The 23,366-nt window shown below is 62.2% G+C and carries 8 protein-coding genes and 1 pseudogene; all 9 read left to right on the forward strand.

Annotation, left to right across the window (positions count from 1 at the left end):
• Positions 1-7 precede the first annotated feature (7 nt).
• The 9 genes and pseudogenes from gspK to AC5SEM_RS09195 all read left to right on the forward strand — a co-directional run bounded on the left by gspK (position 8) and on the right by AC5SEM_RS09195 (position 23,328).
• Positions 8-967, forward strand: a complete 960-nt coding sequence (gene gspK / locus AC5SEM_RS09155; RefSeq protein ID WP_495472745.1) for a type II secretion system minor pseudopilin GspK — start codon at positions 8-10, stop codon at positions 965-967.
• On the forward strand, positions 964-2,142 hold the full coding sequence (gspL, locus tag AC5SEM_RS09160; RefSeq protein ID WP_495472746.1) for a type II secretion system protein GspL: 1,179 nt from the start codon (positions 964-966) through the stop codon (positions 2,140-2,142). Before gspK ends, gspL begins: the two co-directional genes overlap by 4 nt.
• The gene (gspM, locus tag AC5SEM_RS09165; protein WP_495472747.1) at positions 2,135-2,680 is read left to right on the forward strand and encodes a type II secretion system protein GspM; all 546 of its coding nucleotides are present in this window, start codon (positions 2,135-2,137) and stop codon (positions 2,678-2,680) included. The genes gspL and gspM overlap by 8 nt, the downstream gene beginning before the upstream one ends.
• Complete coding sequence (gspD, locus tag AC5SEM_RS09170; protein ID WP_495472748.1) at positions 2,677-5,064, forward strand: type II secretion system secretin GspD; 2,388 nt, start codon at positions 2,677-2,679, stop codon at positions 5,062-5,064. The genes gspM and gspD overlap by 4 nt, the downstream gene beginning before the upstream one ends.
• A 166-nt stretch (positions 5,065-5,230) precedes the next feature.
• A complete protein-coding gene (gene gspE, locus AC5SEM_RS09175) occupies positions 5,231-6,637 on the forward strand; it encodes a type II secretion system ATPase GspE (RefSeq protein ID WP_122605145.1) in 1,407 nt (468 codons plus the stop codon).
• On the forward strand, positions 6,637-7,848 hold the full coding sequence (gspF, locus tag AC5SEM_RS09180) for a type II secretion system inner membrane protein GspF (RefSeq protein WP_495472749.1): 1,212 nt from the start codon (positions 6,637-6,639) through the stop codon (positions 7,846-7,848). Before gspE ends, gspF begins: the two co-directional genes overlap by 1 nt.
• Before the next feature lie 454 nt (positions 7,849-8,302).
• Positions 8,303-9,415, forward strand: a complete 1,113-nt coding sequence (locus AC5SEM_RS09185; protein WP_495472750.1) for a substrate-binding domain-containing protein — start codon at positions 8,303-8,305, stop codon at positions 9,413-9,415.
• Positions 9,416-9,512: 97 nt separating this feature from the next.
• A pseudogene (locus tag AC5SEM_RS09190) lies at positions 9,513-10,614 on the forward strand (substrate-binding domain-containing protein).
• A gap of 216 nt (positions 10,615-10,830) precedes the next feature.
• Positions 10,831-23,328, forward strand: a complete 12,498-nt coding sequence (locus tag AC5SEM_RS09195) for a filamentous hemagglutinin family protein (RefSeq protein ID WP_495472751.1) — start codon at positions 10,831-10,833, stop codon at positions 23,326-23,328.
• Positions 23,329-23,366 lie beyond the last annotated feature (38 nt).

The raw sequence follows: 23,366 nt of genomic DNA on the forward strand, positions 1-23,366 counted from the left end.
GCCGGCCATGAACAGCCGCTCGCCTGAGGGGGCGAAGCAACAGGGCATGGCGATTATCAGCGCGTTGTTGATTGCGGCCGTGGTGGCGGTGATTGCGGCGGGCATGTTGACGCGCCAGAGCGTGTCGACCCGTGCGCTGGAGGCGGATCAGCAGCGTGTGCAGGGGCGTTGGCTGGTGCAGGGCGGGTTGGAGATCAGCCGTCAGTTGCTCTGGGATGCACGTCAGCGCGATCCGTTGACCCGGCTCGATCAGCCGTGGGCGCAGCGTCTCTCCGCGCAAGGTTTTGAAGGGCGACTGGAGGATGAGCAGGGCAAGTTCAACCTGCGCAATCTGGTGGCCAACGAGCGGGTTGATGAGGCGCAGGTCGCTGCGTTTCAGCGCTTGTGCGAGTTGATCGGGGTCAGTGCCGGGTTGAGTCAGCGCATCAGTCAGCGGGTGATAGCTTCGTACCCGCGACTGCTGAATGCGCAGATGGCCGAGGCGCCGAAAAGTGGTTTTGACAGTGGTCGCGCCACCTCGCCCAACGCTTCACACAAACCGCAGAAGCCGACGTTGCCGATGCTGCGCAGCATCGATGATTTGCGCAGTGTCGACGGCGTGAATGAAGCGCTGATCGGCAAACTGGCGCCGTACCTGACGGTGATTCCGGCGACGACTTGGCTCAACGGCAACACCGCCACCGCGCCGGTTTTGGCTGCGTATGTGCCGGGGCTGTCGCTGGAACGCGCGAATGCGCTGATTGCCGAGCGCGATGCCGGGCGCTGGTTTATCAACCGTGGCGATTTCGTTAACCGCTTGCGTATGCCGCAACTGGAGCTGACCAGCGTCAAGGTCGGCATTACCAGTGACTGGTTTCGCCTGCGCGGCGAGGCACGGCGCGATCAGCGGCGGGTCAGCCTTGAGGCGTTGCTGCATCGCAGCCAGGACCGCTTGCCGCAAGTGATTTGGTCGCGGGTGGGCGTATGAGCCAGTTGAAGGTGGCGTTGCCGCCCTTGGCGGAGCTGGATCTGCACAGTCAATTGCACTGTGCCTGGCTGGATCGTCAGGGCCAGGTCACGCGGGAGGAACGCCACAGTCTGAGCCAGTTGAGTCAGCAGTCGAAACTGCCACCGCTGCTGTGTTTTCTGCACCCGGCTGACAGCCTGTTGGCGAGTCTCGATTTACCGCCGTTGCCGGCCAACAAGATCGTCGCGGCGGTGCAGTGTGCGGCGCAGGCCTTGATGCTTGGCGACAGCAACGAGATGCACATTGCGCACAGTTCGCGGGACGAGGCCGGGCAAGTGCAGATCGCCTGGGCGCCTCGGCAGCACTTGTTGCGCTTTGGCCAGTTGCTTAAAAGTGCTGGGCTGAACCTGCGCGGTCTCTACCCGGCGCCGTACAGTTTGCCGGTGCTACCTGGCACCGTCGCTTGTGTGCAGGACGGGCATTTGTTGCTGCGCGACAGCGTGCAAGCCGCGCGGGTGCAGCCGTTGTTCGATGACGGTTTTGACGGTGTTGTTTGGGAGCCGGGCGTCACTTTGCATTGGATCGGTGATCAACCGCCGCCGGGCGCCGAATTGCCGATGGCAGATGCACAGCGCTGGACCGGGCCGCTACCGGGTTGGGGACTGCATGGCGCGGTCCAGCAACAAAAAACCGAGCATCGCGGCTGGGGCAGGGCGATCGCCCTCTCAGCGTTGGCCGTGGCCGTTTGGGTGATCGGTTTGAACCTGTATGCCGCTCGCGAAGCCGGGCAGGGTCAGCAACTGAAAACCCAGATGAACCTGCGGGTAAAGCAGGCGTTTCCCGAGTTGCCGGTGATCCTCAATCCGCTGCAACAGGCGCGTCAGCAATTGGCGGCGCGGCAGAAGGGCGCGGCGGATGATCCGGCGCAGACGTTCAATCGTCTGGTGTTGCAGGCCGGCAGCGGCATGCCGTCGATGGCTGGCAGTGTCGAGCGGCTGGCGTTTGTCGATGGCAGCTTGCAGCTGAGTCTGCTGAGTGAAGCCCGTCGTGGCGGCAATGATCAGGAGTGGCAAAGCACCTTGGCTCAGGCCGGCATCAGCGTGACAGCAGACGACGAGGGCTGGACCTTGCGGCCGTCCACTGAGGCCAGCTCAAGTGAAAGCGATGACAGCGGCGGAGCAGAAGAAGATGAATAAGGCCTCGCTCGCGGTTTACCGCGCCAAGTGGCAACGCTTCAACGCTCAGGTGCAGGCGCGTTGGCAACCGTTGGCCTTGCGCGAAAAACGCATGGTCGGCGGCATGGCCTTAGCGCTGATCGGCCTGTTGTTGTGGGTCGCGCTGATCCAGCCGCCGCTGAAGAAAATCGCTTATTGGCAGACCGAGACGCCGAAGCTGCGCGCGCAGACCGAGGCGCTGGAAGTGCTGCTGCGCGAAGTCAGCGTGCGTCCGGACGGGCAAAGCGTGGCGCAGTCGCTGGAGCAAACCCTTCAGGCCAGTGGCCTGGCGGGACATTACCAATTACAGGAGGCGGAGGGCGCCTGGCAGTTGACCTTCGATGCGGCGCCAGCCGACGCCGTGCTCGACTGGCTGTTGAGCAACCCGGCACAGCTTTCTCTGCAAGTGGTCGAGGCCCGTTTGCAACGCGCAGACAACCCCTCGACCGAAGTCACTGCCGGCACTTTGTCAGGCACCGTTCGCATGGATCAGGCGCTGGGCGCTAAGGAAGCTTCATGAAGGGGTCAGGATCCAAACCGGCACGTCTGGCGTTGCCGATGTTGCTGATGGCGTTGAGCGCGTGCAGCAACACCACCACGCCGCAGAATCAGCCGCCGTTGCTGGTCGACAGTGAACTCGGGCGGCCGCTGGCCAACACCCAGCGCAGCGGCGACGCGGTGCTCGACCGCGAACGTGCGCAGGCCCAAGCGCGACCGGCGCCGAAGCAATTGCACAACATCAGCAAGAGTGCGCGCAGCGGCTCAGCCTCATCGGGCATTGCACTGCCGAGCAATCCTTTGGGCGATCAACCGGTGACGCTGAATTTTGTCGACGCCGATATTCAAGCGGTGGTGCGGGCGTTGTCGCGTTCGACCGGGCAGCAGTTTTTGGTCGATCCTCGGGTGAAGGGCACGCTGACGCTGGTGTCAGAAGGTCAAGTGCCGGCGCGGCAGGCTTACGACATGTTGCTGGCGGCGTTGCGCATGCAGGGTTTCAGTGTGGTTGATGTTGGCGGTGTCGCGCAGGTGGTGCCGGAGGCGGACGCGAAGTTGCTCGGTGGGCCGATTTACAGCGCTGACAAACCGGCCGGTAACGGCATGCTCACGCGCACGTTTCGGCTGCAATACGAGAACGCGGTGAACCTGATTCCGGTGCTGCGGCCGATTGTTTCGCCGAACAATCCGATCAACGCCTATCCGGGCAATAACACCATCGTCATCACCGACTACGCGGAGAACCTGACCCGCGTTGCACAGTTGATTGCGAGCATTGATTCGCCGAGCGCGATTGACACCGATGTGGTGCAGATTCAGAACGGCATCGCTGCCGACATTGCGCCGATGGTGGCGGATTTGCTCGATGCGCCGGGCAATGATCCGACGCAGAAAATCGCGGTGATTGGTGATCCGCGCTCCAACACCATCATCATTCGCGCTGGCAGCCCGGAGCGTACTGAGCTGGCGCGCAATTTGATTTACAAACTCGATAACGCGCAGAGCAATCCGAGCAATCTGCACGTGGTTTATTTGCGTAATGCGCAGGCAGCAAAACTGGCGCAGGCCTTGCGCGGTTTGCTCACGGGCGAGAGTGATAGCGGCACCAGCGACAGTGCGCGTTCGGTGCTCAGCGCCATGGGTGCTAGCACTGGCGGCAATGCTGGGCAGAACGGCCAGAGCGGCACGCAAAGCAGCGGCAGCACGTCGACCACTAACAGCAGCGGCAGCACGGGCGGCAGTTACGCGCAGGGCAGCAGTGGCAGCACAACCGGCAGCGGCGGTACGCAGAACAGCGATCAGAACGTCGCCTTCAGTGCCGGCGGCGTGACCATTCAGGCTGACGCCACCACCAACACCTTGCTGATTTCAGCGCCGGAGCCGTTATATCGCAACCTGCGTGAAGTCATCGACTTGCTCGACCAACGCCGCGCACAAGTGGTGATCGAAAGCCTGATCGTCGAAGTCGGCGAGGACGATGCCAGTGAATTCGGTGTGCAGTGGCAGACCGGCAATCTTGGCGGCAACGGCGTGATCGGTGGCGCGAATCTGGGTGGTTCGGGGATCAACACCAACGGCAAGACCAGCATTGATGTGCTGCCGCAGGGTTTGAACCTGGGCTACGTGAACGGCACTGTCGACATCCCCGGCATCGGCAAGATTCTTGATCTGAAAGTGCTGGCCCGCGCGTTGAAGAGCAAGGGCGGCACCAACGTGCTGTCGACGCCGAACCTGCTGACCCTGGACAACGAGGCGGCGAGTATTTTTGTCGGCCAGACCATTCCGTTTGTCAGCGGCAGTTATGTGACGGGCGGCGGGGGCACCAGCAACAACCCGTTCCAGACCGTGACCCGGGAAGAGGTCGGTTTGAAGCTCAACGTGCGCCCGCAGATTTCTGAGGGCGGTACGGTCAAGCTCGATATCTATCAGGAAGTCAGCAGCATTGATGAGCGGGCTTCGGCCAGTGCCAATTCGGCGGGGATTGTGACCAACAAACGGGCGATCGATACCAGCATCCTGCTGGATGACGGGCAGATCATGGTGCTCGGCGGGTTGCTGCAGGACGGTTACAGCCAGAGCAATGATTCCGTGCCATGGCTGGGCGACATTCCGGGGATCGGCGCGCTGTTTCGCAACGAGCGGCGGGCGATTACCAAGACCAACCTGATGGTCTTTCTGCGCCCGTACATCATTCGCGACAGCGAAGCGGGGCGCAGCATCACCCTCAACCGCTATGACTTCATGCGCCGCGCGCAAGGCGGTTTGCAGCCTGAACGCAGCTGGGCGATGCCGGACATGCAGGCGCCGCAGTTGCCGACGGCGGCGCAGGGTGTGCCGGCAGTTGTACCGAGTTCTGGCCCACGGGCGACGATCAAAGCCGTGCCAATTGAAGGGAGCGCGCGCTTTTGAAACCGGCCCTTAATGTGAAAATTACAGGGATAACGAACAACACCGGACCTGTAGGAGCTGCCGAAGGCTGCGATCTTTTGATCTTGCTCTTCGACGGACCCAAACGGCCAAAGATCAAAAGATCGCAGCCTTCGGCAGCTCCTACAGGGATTGGGGAGGGCTTGAGATGAGCGCGCTGCCTTACGCCTGGGCCAAGGCGCAGCGCATTCTGTTGTGCGATGGCGTGTTGACGGTGTGCCCGTCGACGCCGGGCTGGTCGATCAGCGAGGCGCGGCGTCAGTTTGGTGCGACCACGATTCAGCGGGTGCGCGATGACGAGCTCGATGGCTTGCTCGCCAGTGCTTACGCCGACACCGGTAGCGCGGCGGCAGTGGTCGGTGCGGCAGAAAACGAAGTCGATCTCGACCGTTTGATGCAGGACATGCCGGAAATCACTGACCTGCTCGACACTCAGGACGGCGCGCCGGTGATCCGCATGATCAACGCACTGCTGACCCAAGCCGCGCGCGATGAGGCCAGCGACATTCACATCGAGCCGTTCGAAACCCATTCGGTGGTGCGCTATCGGGTCGACGGAACCCTGCGCGATGTGGTCTCGCCGCGCAAGGCGTTACACGGTGCGTTGGTGTCGCGGATCAAGATCATGGCCCAGCTCGACATCGCCGAAAAACGGCTGCCGCAGGACGGTCGCATCGCCTTACGGGTGGCCGGGCGGCCGATCGATATTCGTGTTTCCACGGTGCCAACCGGACATGGCGAGCGTGTGGTGATGCGCCTGCTCGACAAACAGGCCGGGCGTCTGCATCTGGAAACGCTGGGCATGGACGCGCAGGTGTTGGCCAAACTCGATCATCTGATCCGCCAGCCCCACGGCATCGTCCTGGTCACCGGCCCCACCGGCAGCGGTAAAACCACCAGCCTCTATGCGGCACTGGCCCGGCTCGATGCGAGCACCAGCAACATCCTCACCGTCGAAGATCCGGTGGAATACGACTTGCCGGGGATCAGCCAGATTCAGGTGAATGCCAAAATCGACATGACTTTTGCCCTGGCGCTGCGAGCGATCCTGCGTCAGGACCCGGACATCATCATGATCGGTGAAATCCGCGATCTGGAAACCGCACAAATCGCGGTGCAAGCATCGTTGACCGGTCACTTGGTGTTGGCGACGCTCCACACCAACGACGCGGTGTCGGCAGTCAACCGCTTGATCGACATGGGCGTCGAACCGTTTCTGCTGGCCTCGTCGATGCTCGGGGTGCTCGCACAACGACTGGTGCGGCGCCTGTGCAATCAGTGCAAGCAGGAAGACCCGGCGGCGCCGGGAACGTGGCGCCCGGTCGGTTGCCCAGCGTGCAATCAAACCGGCTACAGCGGCCGCACCGGCATTCACGAATTGTTCTGCATCGACGACGACATCCGCACCCTGATTCACCAAGGGGCTGGGGAGCAGGCTCTGCGCGCATCAGCCGCCAAGGCCGGGATGTTCAGCTTGCGTGAGGACGGTGAACGCTGGATCCGCAGCGGCGCCACCGCGCCCGAAGAAATCCTCCGTGTGACACGGGATGCCTGATGAATCGCTATCGTTTTGAAGCCGCCGACGCCACCGGCAAGATCGAATCCGGGCATCTTGAGGCCGACAGCCAGAGTGCGGCGTTCAGCGTTTTGCGTGGACGCGGTTTGACTGCACTGTCGGTAAGCAAAGAAAGCAACGTTGCCAGTCACGGCGGCGGGGGATTGTTCAGCGCCAAACTCTCCGATAACGACCTGGCCTGGGCCACGCGGCAACTGGCGAGTCTGCTCGGTGCCAGCCTGCCGTTGGAAGCCGCGCTGAGCGCCACAGTCGAGCAGGCCGAGAAAAAACACATCGCCCACACCCTCAGCGCCGTGCGTGCGGATGTGCGCAGCGGTATGCGTCTGGCGGAATCGCTGGCGGCGCGGCCACGGGATTTTCCCGAGATCTATCGCGCGTTGATTGCGGCGGGTGAAGAGTCCGGCGATCTGGCACAGGTCATGGAGCGACTGGCTGATTACATCGAGGAGCGCAACAACCTGCGCGGCAAGATTCTCACCGCGTTTATCTATCCGGGCGTGGTTGGGTTGGTGTCGATCGGCATTGTGATTTTCCTGCTCAGTTATGTGGTGCCGCAGGTGGTGAGCGCGTTTTCCCAAGCGCGTCAGGACTTGCCGGGGCTGACCTTGGCGATGCTCAATGCCAGTGATTTTATCCGCGCATGGGGCTGGTTGTGTGCGGCGCTGATCGCCGGAGCGTTCTGGAGCTGGCGTCTGTACCTGCGTAACCCGGCGGCACGCTTGAGTTGGCATCATCGCGTGCTGAAGTTGCCGTTGTTCGGGCGTTTGATCCTCGGTCTGAACACCGCACGTTTCGCCTCTACCCTGGCGATTCTCGGTGGCGCCGGCGTGCCGTTGTTGCGCGCCTTGGAAGCGGCGCGGCAGACCTTGTCCAACGACCGCCTGAGTTTGAGCGTCACTGAGGCCACGGCCAAGGTGCGCGAGGGTGTGAACCTGGCGGCAGCGTTGCGCGTGGAAAATGTGTTCCCGCCGGTGCTGATTCATTTGATCGCCAGCGGCGAAAAAACCGGTTCACTGCCACCGATGCTGGAGCGCGCAGCGCAAACCCTGTCGCGGGATATCGAACGGCGGGCGATGGGCATGACCGCATTGCTGGAGCCGCTGATGATTGTGGTGATGGGCGGGGTGGTGCTGGTGATTGTGATGGCGGTGTTGTTGCCGATCATTGAGATCAATCAATTGGTTCAATAGTGCTGTTGTTACGCAGGGCCTCATCGCGAGCAGGCGAAGGCCTACATTTGAAATGCGTTCCCCTGTAGGAGTGAGCCTGCTCGCGATGAGGTCAGCTCAGGCAAAGAATCTGTAAAACTTTTACACCGCATTCGACCATCACCCGACCCTCAAAAGAACCATCCTCGGGTTCTCCTTTCTGTCATCTGCAACCACCCGCCAACGGCTCCAGCCCGATTCAGCCAAACCCGCGATCCAGACGCTGCGCCGCACCCGACAAACACCCGAGAAAATCCCTTCAGAAACACCTCGCAGCTCCCGAGGTTTTTTCCTTTATCTGTCACCGGAAACTGCGAATTTCTCAGTGCGACTTAACCAAGGCCAACGCTAGCGAGGGCCCCGGTGAGTCCTCCCAGTGTCATGCAAGTCACCCGAAAACCTGTGTTCCCAAACCTAGTTGAAAAGGAGATTCTTCATGTTCAAGCGCACTCTGATCGCAGCTTCCCTGACCGTCGCCGCTCTGGCTTCCGCTCAAGCCATGGCCGTTACCGGTGGTGGTGCAACGCTGCCTGCCGCTCTGTACAAAGGTTCTGCCGACAGCATCCTGCCAGCCAACTTCTCCTACGCCGCCATCGGTAGCGGCGGTGGCAAAACTGCCTTCCTGACCAACAACCCGGCCGGCTTCAGCACCACCGGCACTGTGCACTTCGCCGGTAGCGACTCGATCCTCAGCACTGCGGAACTCAACACCTACACCACCACTTACGGCGCTTCGTTCGGTCCGCTGATCCAGCTGCCTTCGGTGGCCACTTCGGTTGCCATCCCTTACAAAAAAGCCGGTCAGACTGCTCTGAACCTGACCAGCGCTCAGCTGTGCGATGCCTTCTCTGGCGCTAAAACCACTTGGGGCGCTCTGCTGGGCACGGCTGACACCACCCCGATCCGCGTGGTTTATCGCAACGTTTCCAGCGGCACTTCGGAAATCCTCAGCCGTCACTTGAACTCGGTCTGCCCGACCCAGTTCGCTACCAACTCCACCTTCACCAACGCTCGTCTGCCAGCCGGTTCGGCACTGCCGTCGAACTGGGTCGGCGTCGCCAACACTTCCGATGTCGCCACTACCGTAAACGCGGTTGACGGTTCCATCGGTTATGTCGGTCCGGACGGCGTTGACGCTACCAGCAACGCTGTCGTTGCTCGCGTCAACGGTGTTCAGCCTACTTCGCTGAACGTGACTCTGGCCCTGTCGTCGGTGTCGGCTCCTTCGACTCCAGCCCAGGCTGCCAACCCTGCCAACTGGTCGCCAGTGGTGGCTAACCCGGCTTCCGGTTACAAACTGGCTGCCTACACCAACTTCATCTTCGGTCAGTGCTACAAGGATGCAGCCGTGGCCGCGAGCGTCAAAGCCTTCCTGACCACTCACTACAGCAACCCGGGCAACAACACCGCGACTCAGGCTCACAAATTCGTCGCAGTGCCTAACGCCTGGAAAACCGCTGTCACCGCCAACTTCATCACCAACACCTCGGGCAACAACCTGGACATCAACAACGCCAGCGTCTGCAACGCTATCGGTCGTCCTTTGTAAGTCGGTTGGTTCAGTCTGATGTGTAGATGGCGGCCCTTCGGGGCTGCCATTTTTTTTGGGCTCCCGTTTGAGGGGGCGTTCGATAAGGAGATTGAGCATGTTCAAACGTATTGAAATGGTTTTAATGTCAGCTGCTGTGGCGCTGACATCGGTTCAGGCGATGGCCGTGACCGGTGGCGGTTCGACATTGCCTGCGGCGCTGTACACAGGTTCGGCGAACAGTATTCTGCCCACCAACTTCAGTTACGCAGCCGTCGGTAGCGGCGCCGGCAAGACGGCGTTCCTGACCAACAATGCAGCCGGCTTCAACACCACTGGCACGGTGCACTTCGCCGCGAGCGATTCGATCCTCAGCGCTGCGGAACTCAGCACCTACAACAGCAGCTTCGGTGTTTTGTTCGGGCCGCTGATCCAAGTGCCTTCGGTGGCCACCTCGGTTGCCATTCCCTACAAAAAAGCCGGTCAGACTGCACTGAACCTGACCAGTGCTCAGCTGTGCGATGTGTTCGCGGGCAACAAAACCACGTGGGGCGCTTTATTGGGTAGCGCTGACAACACACCAATCCGTGTTGTTTATCGCAACATTTCCAGTGGCACCACGGAAATTCTGGCCCGGCATCTGAATTCGGTCTGCCCGAGTCAGTTCATCACCAGTACGAACTTCACCAATGCTCGCCTGCCATCCGGTTCGGCTCTACCTTCGAATTGGGTGGGTGTAGCCAGCAACTTTGATGTTGTCACGGCGGTGAACGCGGTTGACGGCTCCATCGGTTATTCCGGCCCTGATGGCCTCACCGTGGCGAACAATGCTGTGGTCGCCCGGGTTAACGGGGTGTTGCCGACGTTGGCCAATGTCGCCCTCGCTGTCATCAGTAGCGTTGCCGAACACGCCTTACAACCCCGCGCAATGGGCACCGGTGGTGCCTAATCCGGCGGCGGGATACAAGCTGGCGGCCTATACCAACCTGATCTTCGGCCAGTGCTACAAGGATGCGGGTGTAGCGAGCGATGTCCGTGCCTTTTTGACCAAGCATTACAGTGTGCCCGGCAACGTCGCCGCCAGTGTGGCGCACGGTTTTGGCCCACTGCCCACGAACTGGAAAAACGCGGTAACCGCCAACTTCCTCAGCAACACCTCTGGCAACAACCTCGACATCAACAACCCTTACGTCTGCAACGGCATCGGCCGTCCGCTTTGAACACATGCACCTTTGATTCACGGCAGCCCTTTGCGGGCTGCCTTTCTTTTGAGCGCTCGGCGCTCCAGGTCCGCGAATACTCCCCCAACATGAAGTTTGTGTGACATCCGTTCGGTCGCGACCCTCGCCAACTGCCTATGACGTAACAGCAGGTTTTTGCAGGCCTGCGGCATCTTTGGCAACCAAAGTGTGGCAATCAAAAAGGATCTCGTAGTGATGCTCGCTCGCCCATCCCGTCGTCGTACCAACGTTCTGCCATCCAAGCGTGAAGTCATGGAACCGGCGCTGTGGTTGCTCAAGCCATTGGCGCACGCGGTGGCGTTGTGTCTGGTGGCGGGCAGCGCGCAGGCGCAGACGGCGTTCAGTTCGAGCTGGTTTGCCGCCAAGGGCGCTGCGCAGCAAGCAGCGGCGGCAAGGCCGAGCGTGGGCGGGTTGCCGGGGATGACGCCGCCACTGGCCCAGCAACAAAAAGCCAATCAGCAATTGCAGCGTTCGATCCAGACCCTGAACAACACCGTCGCCGCGATTGCCGCGCAACAAGCGGCGCAGGCGGCCGGGCGTGCTGCCGCGTTGGGCACGGTGCAGGTTGTGCCGGACGGTCTGGGTGAGGGCGGTTTGAAAGTCGATAACAGCCTCGCCCAGGGCTGGCAGAACGCCAAAGGCCCGCAACAGACTCAGGCCGATGGCAAGACCACGGTGAAGATCGAGCAGACCGCCGACAAGGCGATTCTCAACTGGGAAACCTTTAACGTCGGGCGCAACACCACCGTTGAATTCGCCCAGCAGTCGAACTGGGCGGTGCTCAACCGGGTCAACGACCCGAGCGCGCGGGCCAGCCAGATTCAGGGCCAGATCAAGGGCGACGGCACGGTGATGCTGATCAACCGCAACGGCATCGTCTTCAGCGGCAGCAGTCAGGTCAACGTGCGCAACCTGGTGGCAGCGGCGGCCAACATCACCGACATCCAGTTCCGCGATCGTGGCCTGTATTTCGACAGCACCGGCACGCAGCCAACGTTCACCGATGCCGCCGGCAAGGTGTTGGTGGAACGCGGTGCTGCCATCGCAACCCACCAGCCGGCGTCGTCTACCGATGCCGGCGGCTATGCGTTGCTGCTCGGCAACGAAGTGCAGAACGACGGCAGCATCAGCACCGCCAAAGGCCAGACCGTGCTGGCCGCCGGTGACCGTTTCTACATTCGCAAAGGTTCGGGCACCGAGGGTAATGCGCTGTCTACCACCTTCGGTAACGAAGTCATTCCCGGCTCCAAGGCCGGCGCGGTGACGGGTAAAGTCACCAACAACGGCTTGATCCAGTCCGCCACCGGCGACATCACCCTGACCGGCCATGAGGTGGTGCAGAACGGTGTGTTGCTCGCCAGCACTTCCGTGTCTACGCGCGGCACGATTCACCTGACCAACCCCAGCACCGACAGCAACGGCAGCGTTACGCTGGGGCAGGGCAGTGCCACGGCGATCATGCTCGACAGCAGTGATCTCAGCGCCCTCGACAGTCAGCGCGACGCGAGCCTGACCAATGTCAGCGCGAACAACCGGATCCGTGGCGATCAGTCGCGCATCGAAATCCAGAGTGGCGGCAGCGTCGAGTTCCAGAACGGCTCGATCACCCTGGCCACCGGTGGGCAGGTCGCGGTCAGTGCACAACGCCGCAGCCTGGTACGTGACGGCGCGATGATCGATGTGTCCGGTGCCCTTGGCGTCAAAGTGGCAATGGAAAACAACAACATCAAGATCAACGTGCAGGGCAACGAGCAGCGCGATGCCTCGGTCAACCGGGAGAAGGGTGCGCTCAACAGCAATGACATCTGGGTCGATGTGCGCGAGCTGGTTTATGTACCGGCAGGCACCAACGGTTATGCCACCGATCGCTGGTACACGGCGGGCGGTTTGCTCGAAGTCGGCGGTTATCTCGGCACGCAGGGCCACAGCGTTGGCGAGTGGATGGCCCAGGGCGGCACGGTGAGTTTTGCCGGCAACGACGTGGTCACGGAAAAAGGGTCGTTGATCAATCTGTCCGGCGGCACGCTGGATGTGCAGAGCGGCGAGATCCGCCAGAGCTGGCTGCGCGGCGCCGACGGCAAGTTGTATGAAGTGTCCCGTGCGCCGGGGGATCTGCTCTACACCGGCCTGTACAAAGGTTATGAAGACAACAGCGAACGCTGGGGCCACACCCGCTATTTCTACAATCCGCTGATCGCGCCGCGTTCACGCTTCGAGTCGGGTTACACCGTCGGCCGCGACGCCGGGCAATTGGTGGTTGCCACCGCCAATGCGGTACTCGACGGGCAAATGATTGGCGAGGTGTACCAGGGTGAACGACAGAACCAGGCAGCGAAACCGGTGCTTGATGGCTATGAGCAGAGTCAGACCGCACTGGCGCGCCGCGCGCAGTTGATCGTCGGCAGTTATGACCCGACCTATGTCGCCGCCGCGAGCGGCTTGTTGTACTCGCTCAATCCGACGCTCGACCAAGTGCAGATTGGCGGCGAGCGTCCGGTCGCTGGCAGTGATCTGGACCTGAGCGGTGCGGTGTCCGATGCGCGCAAAGGCAAGTTGTATCTCGATAACGATCAACTCAATGGCTTCCGGCTCGGGGCGCTCAAGGTCGCGGCCAAGGATCAGGTCATTGTCGATGGCGCACTGACCGTCGATACCTGCGGCGATATCACCCTGTACTCCCCGGACGTGCAGATCGGCGCCGACCTGACCGCGCGTGGCGGTAGCGTGCGCCTGGGCAACGTGCTCAATCAGTTCCTCAGCAGCGACACCGCTGACACTCGGCTCACGGCGAAGGTCGATAAGGCGACGCAGGTAAAAGTGGCCGACGGTGTGCGACTCGATACCCGTGGCGTGTGGAGCAACCTGCGCACCAACCCGGACGATGGCGCCAGCCTCGCGTACTTGAATGGCGGTTTGTTGTCGATCCGCAGCAGTGGCGATATCGACATTGGCGCGGGCAGCCTGCTCGATGTGTCTTCCGGCGGTGCGGTATTGGCCAACGGCAAGACCCGCGGCGGTAAGGGCGGTGACTTGATGCTGGAATCCAGTGCGATTTCGGCGCCCGGTAAAACGCACCTCAACCTTGCGGGCGATTTGCGTGGCTACGGCGTCGCGGGCGGCGGCACGCTGACGGTGCAGGCCAACAAAATACTCGTCGGTCAGACCGACAAGGTGCTGGCCGACAACACCCTGCAGCTGTCTGCCGATCTGTTCAGCAAGGGCTTTTCCGCCTACAACCTCATCGGCTTGAGCGGCCTGGACGTTGCCGAAGGTACGGCGATTGATGTGAACATGCCGGTGTACCGTTTCGCTGATGCCGCGCCGAATCAGGTCAGTGGTGTCGACCCGCAAACGGCGTTGGAGTTGTGGACGCCGTCGCTGTTCCAGGAAAACCCGAGCAAGGGCCTGCTGACCCAGCGCGCTGGCGCCAGCCTGACGTTGCAAGGCGGGGCCAGCCTGATTGGCTTGATCGATGCCGCTAACAGCACGTTGACGCTGGGTCGCGGTTCGCGCATCAGCGTCGATCCGGGGCAGAGCATCAAGCTGCGCGGTGCCGGGCAGATTACGGTTGAAGGTGAACTGAATGCCTGGGGCGGGACGATTGATATTCGTCAGCAGCAGTTCGGTTCGAACAAACCGGCGACCGCCATTGTCGTGGCCGATCCGAACGCCCACGACCGGTCGATATGGATCGGTGAGCAGGCTGTCCTCGATGTCGCCGGGCGCGCCAACACGGCAATCGATGCGTTGGGCCGAACTTACGGTCAGGTCGGCAAGGGCGGCAGCATCATCATTGGCGGCGAAATCGATTCGAAACTGGCCACTGCCACGGCCGCCGATGCCTACGTGATCGTGCGTCAGGGCGCCCGGCTGGACGCCTCTGGCAGCGAGGCCATGCTCGATATCGCCGGCCAGGGCCTGACCCGCGTTGCGACGGATGGCGGGCGTATCAGCCTGAGTGCTTACAACGGCCTGTTCCTTGATGGCAACTTGCGTGCAGCGGCGGGCGGTGTCGGCGCAGCTGGCGGTCGTCTGGACATTGCCCTGGAAACGCCGCTGTATGCTGACTCGGCAAGCAATGCAGTACGCGCACCGAGAGAGATGATCATTGGCCAGGGGGCGGGCGACAAGTCGCTCGCGCAGGATCTGCGGCCGGGCGAGGGCGCCGATGGCCTGCGTTATGGTCAGACGCGCTTGAGTGCAGACAGCTTGATGGCGGGCGGCTTCGATAACCTGAGCCTGTTGAGCAACGGTTTGCTGTCGTTTGACGGCGACGTCAATCTGCATATGAAACAGAGCCTGACGATGTACGCCGGGGCGTTGTCTCTGGCGCAAACCTCCGAGAGCACGAGTCGCGTCGATTTGAGCGCGCCGTACCTGCGCTTGTCCGGCGTGGGCACTTACCACGCGGGTTTCGGCCTGATACGGCCGCGATTGACCCTGAATCCGACGACTGAGCTGTCAGACGCGACGTTCAATGCGTCGGCGAACCTGCTGGACGTGGGCAATGGTCTGTCGTTCGGTACACAAGGTTCGATCCTGCAGCTCAGCGCGCCGGCGGTTGCGTATAGCCGACGGGCATTTGGTCTGGTGAACCTCGATAGCAGCGGCGATCTGCGTTTCCTTGCGCCCAATGATGGTGCCGAAAAAACCCGGCTGTGGACGCCGGGTGACTTGAACCTAGGGGCTGCACAAATCTATCCCGCCAGTGGTGTCCAGGCTGAAGTGCGCGTCGGTTATCAGGGCGCCGTTGCGGTGTCCGACCATACGCTGCGGATCAGCAGCCACGGTGCGGCACCCGCGGCGGTGCCGTACTCGGTCTTTGGCAATCTGAGTTTTTCCGCTGCGTACATCGAGCAGGGCGGTGTGGTGCGGGCGCCGCTGGGCAAGATTGTTCTGGGCGACGATTTGCTGACCACCAGTCATGAGGTGCGACTGCTGTCCGGCAGCACCACGTCGGTCAGTGGCGCCGGGCTGGTCATGCCATACGGTGGCACTACGGACGGCATCGACTATCTCTACAACGGTAAATCGGTGGTGTTGAACGGCGTCACGGGCGAAAGGAACGGCGTGGCAATCGGTGGGCAATACGTTGAGGTGCAGAACGGTGCGCTGATCGATCTGTCCGGCGGTGGCGATCTGCGCGGTGCCGGATTCATCTCCGGGCGCGGCGGCTCTACCGATGCGCGCTTCAATCCACTGGTGCGCAATGCCACCGATGGCACCTTCAGTTTGCCGGGGCTGGCGAGCAACCCGGTCTACGCCATCGTGCCGGGCAATCAGGGCAGCTACGCGCCGATACTGGCCGAAGCCGGCGCGGTCGATCCGCGCATCGGCCAGCAGATCACTATTGGTGCCGGCGTGCCGGGGCTGGCGGCGGGCACTTACACGCTGCTGCCGTCCACCTTTGCCTTGTTGCCGGGAGCGTTCCGGGTCGAGGTCAACGGCCAAGCGACGCCGGGTGCGACGACGGCAGCGTTACAGCTGCGCAATGGGTCGTGGACCAGCAGCGGGCAGATGTCGATCGCCAACACCGGTCTGCGCGACAGCCTGGCCAGTCAGGTGATCCTGACGTCGGCGGACGTGTTGCGCCGTTACTCGCAGTACAACGAAACCGGTTTTACCTCGTTCATCCGCAGCGATGCCGCTCGGCGCGGGGTGCCTCAGGCGTTGGCGCCGATGGACGGCAAGACCCTCGATCTGCGTCTGAGCAGCGGTGGTCAGCAAGACATCGCTTTGCAGTTCAACGGGCGTGCACTGTTCAATGCCGCCGAGGGTGGTCGGGTCGGGACGGCGGTGGTGCGCGGCGGTTATGCCGGCAGCAACCTGGAAATCCTCGGTGCCGGGCAGGCGCCGACGGCGGACTCCAGAGATGTGTCGTTGTACGCCGACACGCTCAATAATCTGAATGCCGGGCGTCTGACCCTCGGTGCAATGCCGGATGTTCTGTACGGCACGACCGGCAACATCATTGGTTTCGTCGGTTCCACCAACAATATTGTTTTGCGTGAAGGCGCGGTCCTGTCAGCGCCGGAAGTCTTGTTGCGCACCACTGCGGCCACGGGCGGGATCACGGTCGAGGCGGGGGCCGGGATCAACACGCTCGGTCGCGGCAACGTGCCTTACGATTCAACGTCAGGGTTTCTCTATGAGCCCGGCAAGGCAGGGTTGCTGGTGGTTTCGAACGGCTGGACCAATGTCCTGGCGCCCGCGCTGGCTAACAATCTCGACGGTGCGGGGGCGATCCGTATCGGCCTCTGTTCGACCGGGGATTGCAGCAGCCCATCGCAGCTCTACTCCAATGGCAGCATCACGGCGGCGACCGACAAGCAGTTCGAACTGGGCGAAGCCGTGCGCTTCGGTACTCGCCAACTGGCGCTGGCTGTCGGCGCGGTCAACGCTGGGAGTGCCGAGGCGCTGGCGGCGGCGGGCAGTCGCGTGCCGGCCGGATTGACCTTGAACCAGAACGTGCTCGATCGACTGTTGCGCGGTGACACGCAATTCGGCGCACCCGCCCTGGAAACCCTGAGCCTGACCACCCGCGATGCCTTCAATTTCTATGGCAGTGTGACCCTCGACACGCTTGATCCACAGACCGGCCTGAGCAAACTGCAGAATCTGGTGCTGGTCACACCGGCGATCTACGGTCTGGGCGATGCCAATGATGTGGCGACCATCCGCACCAGCAACCTGATCTGGAACGGTGCCACACAGAGCCCCGGCGGGGTGATCACCGCCGGCGCCGGCACGGGGCAAGGCACGCTGGATATTCAGGCGCGCCGCATCGAACTGGGTTACGGCCCGATGCCACAGCCGAGCGGGCTGGATCAGAACAATCGTCTGGCGCTGGGCTTTGCCAACGTCAACCTGACAGCCAGCGAGCGCATTACCGCCAACCACAAGGGCAGCCTGGCGGTGTATCAGCAGCAGGGCACTTACGACCCGCTCACGGGCTACAGCTACAGCGGCGGTAACCTGAATCTGCGTACGCCGTTGCTCACCGGTGAAGCGGCGTCGGTCAACCTGCTCAAGGCCGGCAATAACCTGACGCTCAGCGGTGGCGGGGCTGCCGGGGTGGCGGACGCGCTGGGTGCCGAGTTGAACCTTGAGGCTCGCAACATCGTGCTCGATAGCCGTATCGCCCTGGCCAGCGGCAAGCTGACGGTCAAGTCCGAAGGCGATTTGACCCTGGGCAGCGCTGCGGTGCTGGACATGGCCGGGCGTACGCTGCCGTTCAACGATGTGAACAAATACAGCTGGGGCGGCGATGTGTCGCTGTACAGCGCCAACGGCAATATCCGTCAAGCGGCGGGCTCGCGGATCGATCTGTCGGCGAAGAACAATCAGGCCGGTAACCTCAGCGCCATTGCGTTGGCCGACGCGGCCGGGACCGTCGATTTGCAGGGTGAAATCCTTGGCGGCAGCAGCGGTTATTACGATGCCGGCGGCACGCTGGTGCCCTACAAGGCCGGGGGCGTGGACATTCGCGCGCAAAATCTGGGCGCAGATGCCACCGCGCAGTTTGCCGCGCTCAATCAGCGCCTGAACGCCGGGCAGGTGTTCGGCAGCCGCAGCTTGCAACTCAAGCAAGGTAATCTGCTGATCGGCGATGGCCTCAAGGCCAGTGACATCAGTGTCTCGGTGGACAGCGGCAGCCTGACGGTGGCCGGTCTGATCGACGCCAGTGGCGAGCGCGTCGGCAACATTCGTCTGTCGGCGAAAAATGGTCTGGCGCTGGCTGGCAACAGTGTGCTCGACGCTCATGGTCGAGTCCTGCGCGTCGACAGCTACGGCAAGATCATCGACGCGCCGAACCGCGCCACGGTGGAACTCAATTCCGGTGAGGGTGTACTCACGCTGGCGTCCGGCGTGCGGATCGACCTGCGTCACGGCACCGATTCGGTGCCCGGTTTCCTTGCAGGACAAAACGATGGAATGCTGCGCGGCACTCTTGAACTCAACGCGCCGCGTCTGGGCAGCAATGACATCGCCATCGACGCCAGCGGTGCGTTGACCATTCAGGGTGCCCGCTCCATTGGCCTCAACGGTACACGCCGCTACACCGATGCCCGCGATGGCGTCGATCAAGCGGTCAGTGGCCGACCGTATCAAGTCATCGATCAAGCCATGCTCGAGCGCATTCACGCTGACAGCGCCACCTTTATCAACGCCGCGCTGGGCAACAGTGATCTGCTGCAACGCAAACTTGCCGGGCTGAACAACGCCACTTACGCCGAGGCTTTCCATCTGCGCCCAGGCGTGGAAATCGCCAGCAAGACGGCTGATGGCGACCTGGTGGTGGAGGGCGATCTGGACTTGTCCGGTTACCGTTACGTCAGCCTGAATCCACACACGCGCCTGAATCCGTCGATCTACGGGTCAGGGGAGGCTGGCAGTCTGGTGATCCGCGCCGGCGGCAACCTCGACATTTACGGCAGCGTCAACGACGGCTTCGCGCCGCCGCCAGAAACCCAGGATGACGCCGGCTGGAAACTGATCGCCGGTGTGCAGCCGTTCGGTGGCGACCTGATCGTGCCGGGCACCGGTGTGTCGCTGGCCGAAGGTACGCAGTTCCCCATAGGCGCCACACTCAATTACGACGTGACCCTCCAGGGGGCGGTATTGGCCAGCGGCACGTTGTTGCCGACTCAGGCGGTGCTGGGAGAGGCGTACACCTTCAGTGCGGGCACCGTGCTGTCGGGGGCGATTCACGACCAGAACGGTAACCTGTTGTACGCCGCCGGCACGCTGCTCAGCGACAGTGTGACGCTGCCTGCCGAAACACGTCTGGGTGCCGGTATTCGCTTGAACAAGGCCACCGCCCTGCAAGCGCTGAACTGGCCCAAGGGCGTGCCGTTGCCAAGCGTTTACGATGCAGATCTGACGACCTTCTCCGGCGTGAAGTTAAAGGGCGAACTGGCCTTGCTGCGCGGTTCGCTGATTCCGTCGATGACCGATGTAAAGCTCGCAGAAGGCACCTCGGTGATTGAACTGCGTCCGCTCAACGGCACGCAACAAGGTAAAAACTGGGCTGTGGCGAGCATGCTGCCGTCGGGTAGTGCGTCGTGGTCGATGCGCGCGGTCGCCGGGGCCGATCTTCTGGCGGCCGACAGCCGTGCCGTGAAACCGGTGACAGCGGATGGCAACTTGCGACTGGCTGACGCTCATTACGGTGTGACGATCACACAGAGCGCCGGTCAACTTGTTTGGGCCGCGGATAATCCCTATGACCTTCCGGCGTATTACCCGGTGCCCGATGACCAACTGGGGGTATGTGACCAGGTTCCGGGACTCTGTGTACCGATGGCACGCTGGGTCTGGGCACCGGGGAACGGTCAGGCACCTGACTACGAACCGGTCACCGAGGAGTATCAAGTCATTTGCGAGATCTATCCGGAGCTCTGTATTGCCAATAATCCCGGCACCACCGCCAAAGCCCATACGCAGATGTTCAGCGTCCTGCGCACCGGTACTGGCGACCTGGATCTGATGGCTGCCGGCAATCTGAGCATGGACTCGCCTTTCGGCGTCTACACCGCCGGTACACAGTCATCGAATGTCGACCCATTGTATAACCAGAAACGCGGGCATCTCTCGGACAATAATTCGGTGTTGGGCAGCGCTGGCGCTGATTATGAAAAGTGGGTCAGTGGTGGCGCCGACAGTCTTTATCAGGCCTGGTATCCGCAGATGGGGGGGAACCTGACAATCAATGCCGGTGGCTCGGTCTCCGGTGACTCGGTCGGGACTAAAGCGCAATCGACAGCGGGCGGTTTCCGCGAGCAGATCGCCAGTGCGTCAGTGGGCAACTGGCTTTGGCGCCAAGGCACGGGAAACCCGGATGTGCCCACGGCCTGGTGGATCAACTTCGGCAGCTACGCGACGCAGTTGCTGACATCTGACGGTAATACCGAACCGTATCTGATGGGCTTCACCGGATTCGGCACCTTGGGCGGCGGTAACATCAGTCTGCGTGTCGGTGGTGACGCCGGTATGCTCAGACCGTTGGGCGATGCGGGCAATTATCCGCGCAGCCAGGGGCTTATCGTTGCCGTGGGCAGCACCGGGCGAGTCGCCAGCGATGGCAGCGTGCAGATGACCGGTGGGGGCGACATGGACATTCGCATCGGCGGCGCACTCAACCCATCGCTGCAAGCACGGGCCGGGGATAACGGGACTCAGCCGCCGAGGCATGATCTACAAGGGACGCTGATCAATTTACGCGGGGCGGCGCAATTGACGGGTGGGGCGCTGGGCGGCATCAATCTGCAATACGGTGCCTTTTCCCGGTCGCATGATGTCCGCGAAACTCGACCGCTGGATCCGTTCACCTCCACGACCAGCAACGCCTCCGGAGGCCTGGTGCTGATTCCCGGCGACTCGGGCATGAGTCTCAGCACCCGTGGTGACCTGGTGTTGGGCGGCGCGGGCGATCCCGGTCGCGTGGGCCTGTTCAATGCCACGCCACTGCTTGATGACAACGGCAATATCCGTACTGGCGGTATCCTGAGCGGCTTCTCGCTATGGACCGATCACACCGCCATCGATCTGTTTTCCGCCGGAGGCAATCTCACTCCCAGCACTCAATTGGCCGAGGCCGATGCGAATCTTACCCCTGTGAGCGGCGCCAATTCGTCGCCCACCGATGGACGTTTTGTGTACCCGTCGATTCTTCGGGCTGTGGCTGCTCAGGGGTCGATTTATGCCGGGCCATCGGCGGCGTACAGCGAGCGCGACTTGTCGCGGACAACCGCTTATTCACTGTTATTGGCCCCTTCGACATCCGGACAACTCGAACTGTTGGCTGGCGACTCCATCTACGCCGGCGGCTACGCAATCAATCAGTCGGGTGCCAGCCCGCTGGCCATCGCCACGCCGTTCAGGCCGTCATTTCTCGCCTTTGCCAGCAATAACCCCAACACGCCATTCAATAGCAACTACGGCAGTGACGGCGTTAAACCGGACAGTAATTTGCGTTATCCATTGTTCGCTTTTGGACCCGACAGCTTTTCCGGTTTGAATGATGTGCAGGGGCCGGCACGGTTCTATGCCCTGACAGGCGATCTGGTGGGGATACGCAGTGGTGAGACGTTGAGTTTCGATACGTCGAAACGCACCTGGTACGAAGCCGCCGGCCCTGTCTGGATGATTGCCGGACGTGACATCGTGGCATCCGGGACCAACCTGGGCCAACCGACAGCCGTGCAGCCCGATGAGATGGGCGTGGGTCGGGAGGGCATCACCTCGACCGGCAACCTGTTCGTCCATAACGATCCGCGAGATGTATCGCGGGTGTCGGCAGGACGAGACATCCTTTATAGCAGCTTCGATATTGCCGGTCCGGGTACGCTGGACATTAAAGCCGGGCGCAACATCCTCATGGAAAACCGTGCCAGCATCACCAGTCTCGGCTCGATAGTTGCCGGGGATCAGCGCCCTGGTGCCAGCGTGGTATTGCAGGCGGGTGTGGGCGCGCAGGGGCCGGATTACACAAGGTTCATCGCGCGTTACCTGAACCCGCAGAACCTTGCCAATCCGAATGCCTCTCTCAACGGTCAGCCGGGCAAAGTGGTCAAGACCTACCTCGACGAGCTGCAGAGCTGGCTTACTCTTGGATATGGCTTCAGCGGCAACGCCGAACAGGCGCAAGCGTTCTACGCCGCGCTGCCGAGTGCCGAGCAGGCGATTTTCGCCCGTCAGGTGTACTTCGCCGAACTGCGTGCCGGTGGCCTGGAATACAACGACGTCGATGGCCCGCGCACTGGCAGTTATCTGCGCGGTCGCAACGCCATTGCAGCGCTGTTCCCGACCACCGATGTGGCGGGCAATCCGATCCGCTACGACGGCGACATCACAATGTACGGCGGGGCAGGGGTCAAGACGCTGTTCGGCGGCGACATCCAGATGCTCACACCGGGCGGCGGTCAGGTGTTTGGCATCGAAGGCGCAGCGCCGCCATCGACGGCGGGGATCATCACGCAGGGCTCGGGCAACATTCAGCTCTATTCGCAGGGCAGTATCTTGCTCGGCCAGAGCCGGATCATGACCACCTTCGGCGGCTCGATTCTCGGCTGGTCGGCCGAGGGCGACATCAACGCCGGTCGAGGTTCGAAAACCACCGTGGTCTACACCCCGCCGAAACGGGTTTACGACACTTGGGGCAACGTCACCCTGTCGCCATCGGTGCCGAGCACCGGCGCCGGTATCGCCACGCTCAACCCGATCGCCGAAGTGGCGCCGGGCGATATCGACCTGATCGCGCCGCTGGGTACCATCGACGCGGGGGAGGCGGGGATTCGCGTGTCGGGCAACGTCAACATCGCCGCGCTGACGGTGGTCAACGCCGCGAACATTTCGGTGCAGGGCAAGGCGACCGGCGTGCCAGTGGTCTCGGCGGTGAATACCGGGGCGATCACTTCGGCCAGTTCCGCCGCGTCGTCGGCCACGCAAGCGGCGGAGGATGTTGCACGTCAGCAGCAAGCGGCGTCGCGACAGAATCAGGCGTCGGTGTTCACCGTGCAGGTGTTGAGCTTCGGCAACGAACAGCTGGCGCCGTCTCGTGATGGTGCCAGCCGCATGCCAGCACCGGGTTACAACCCGAACAGCCCGGTGCAGGTGTTGGGTGCCGGGGCGCTGGATGAACAGGCGAAGCAACAGTTGACCGAGGAGGAGCGCGGGCAACTGACGTTGTAAAAGACTCTCGTGCAGTACGTTTGGGCGGCCGGTTGGTC

This window comes from Pseudomonas sp. CH61, from assembly GCF_059429415.1.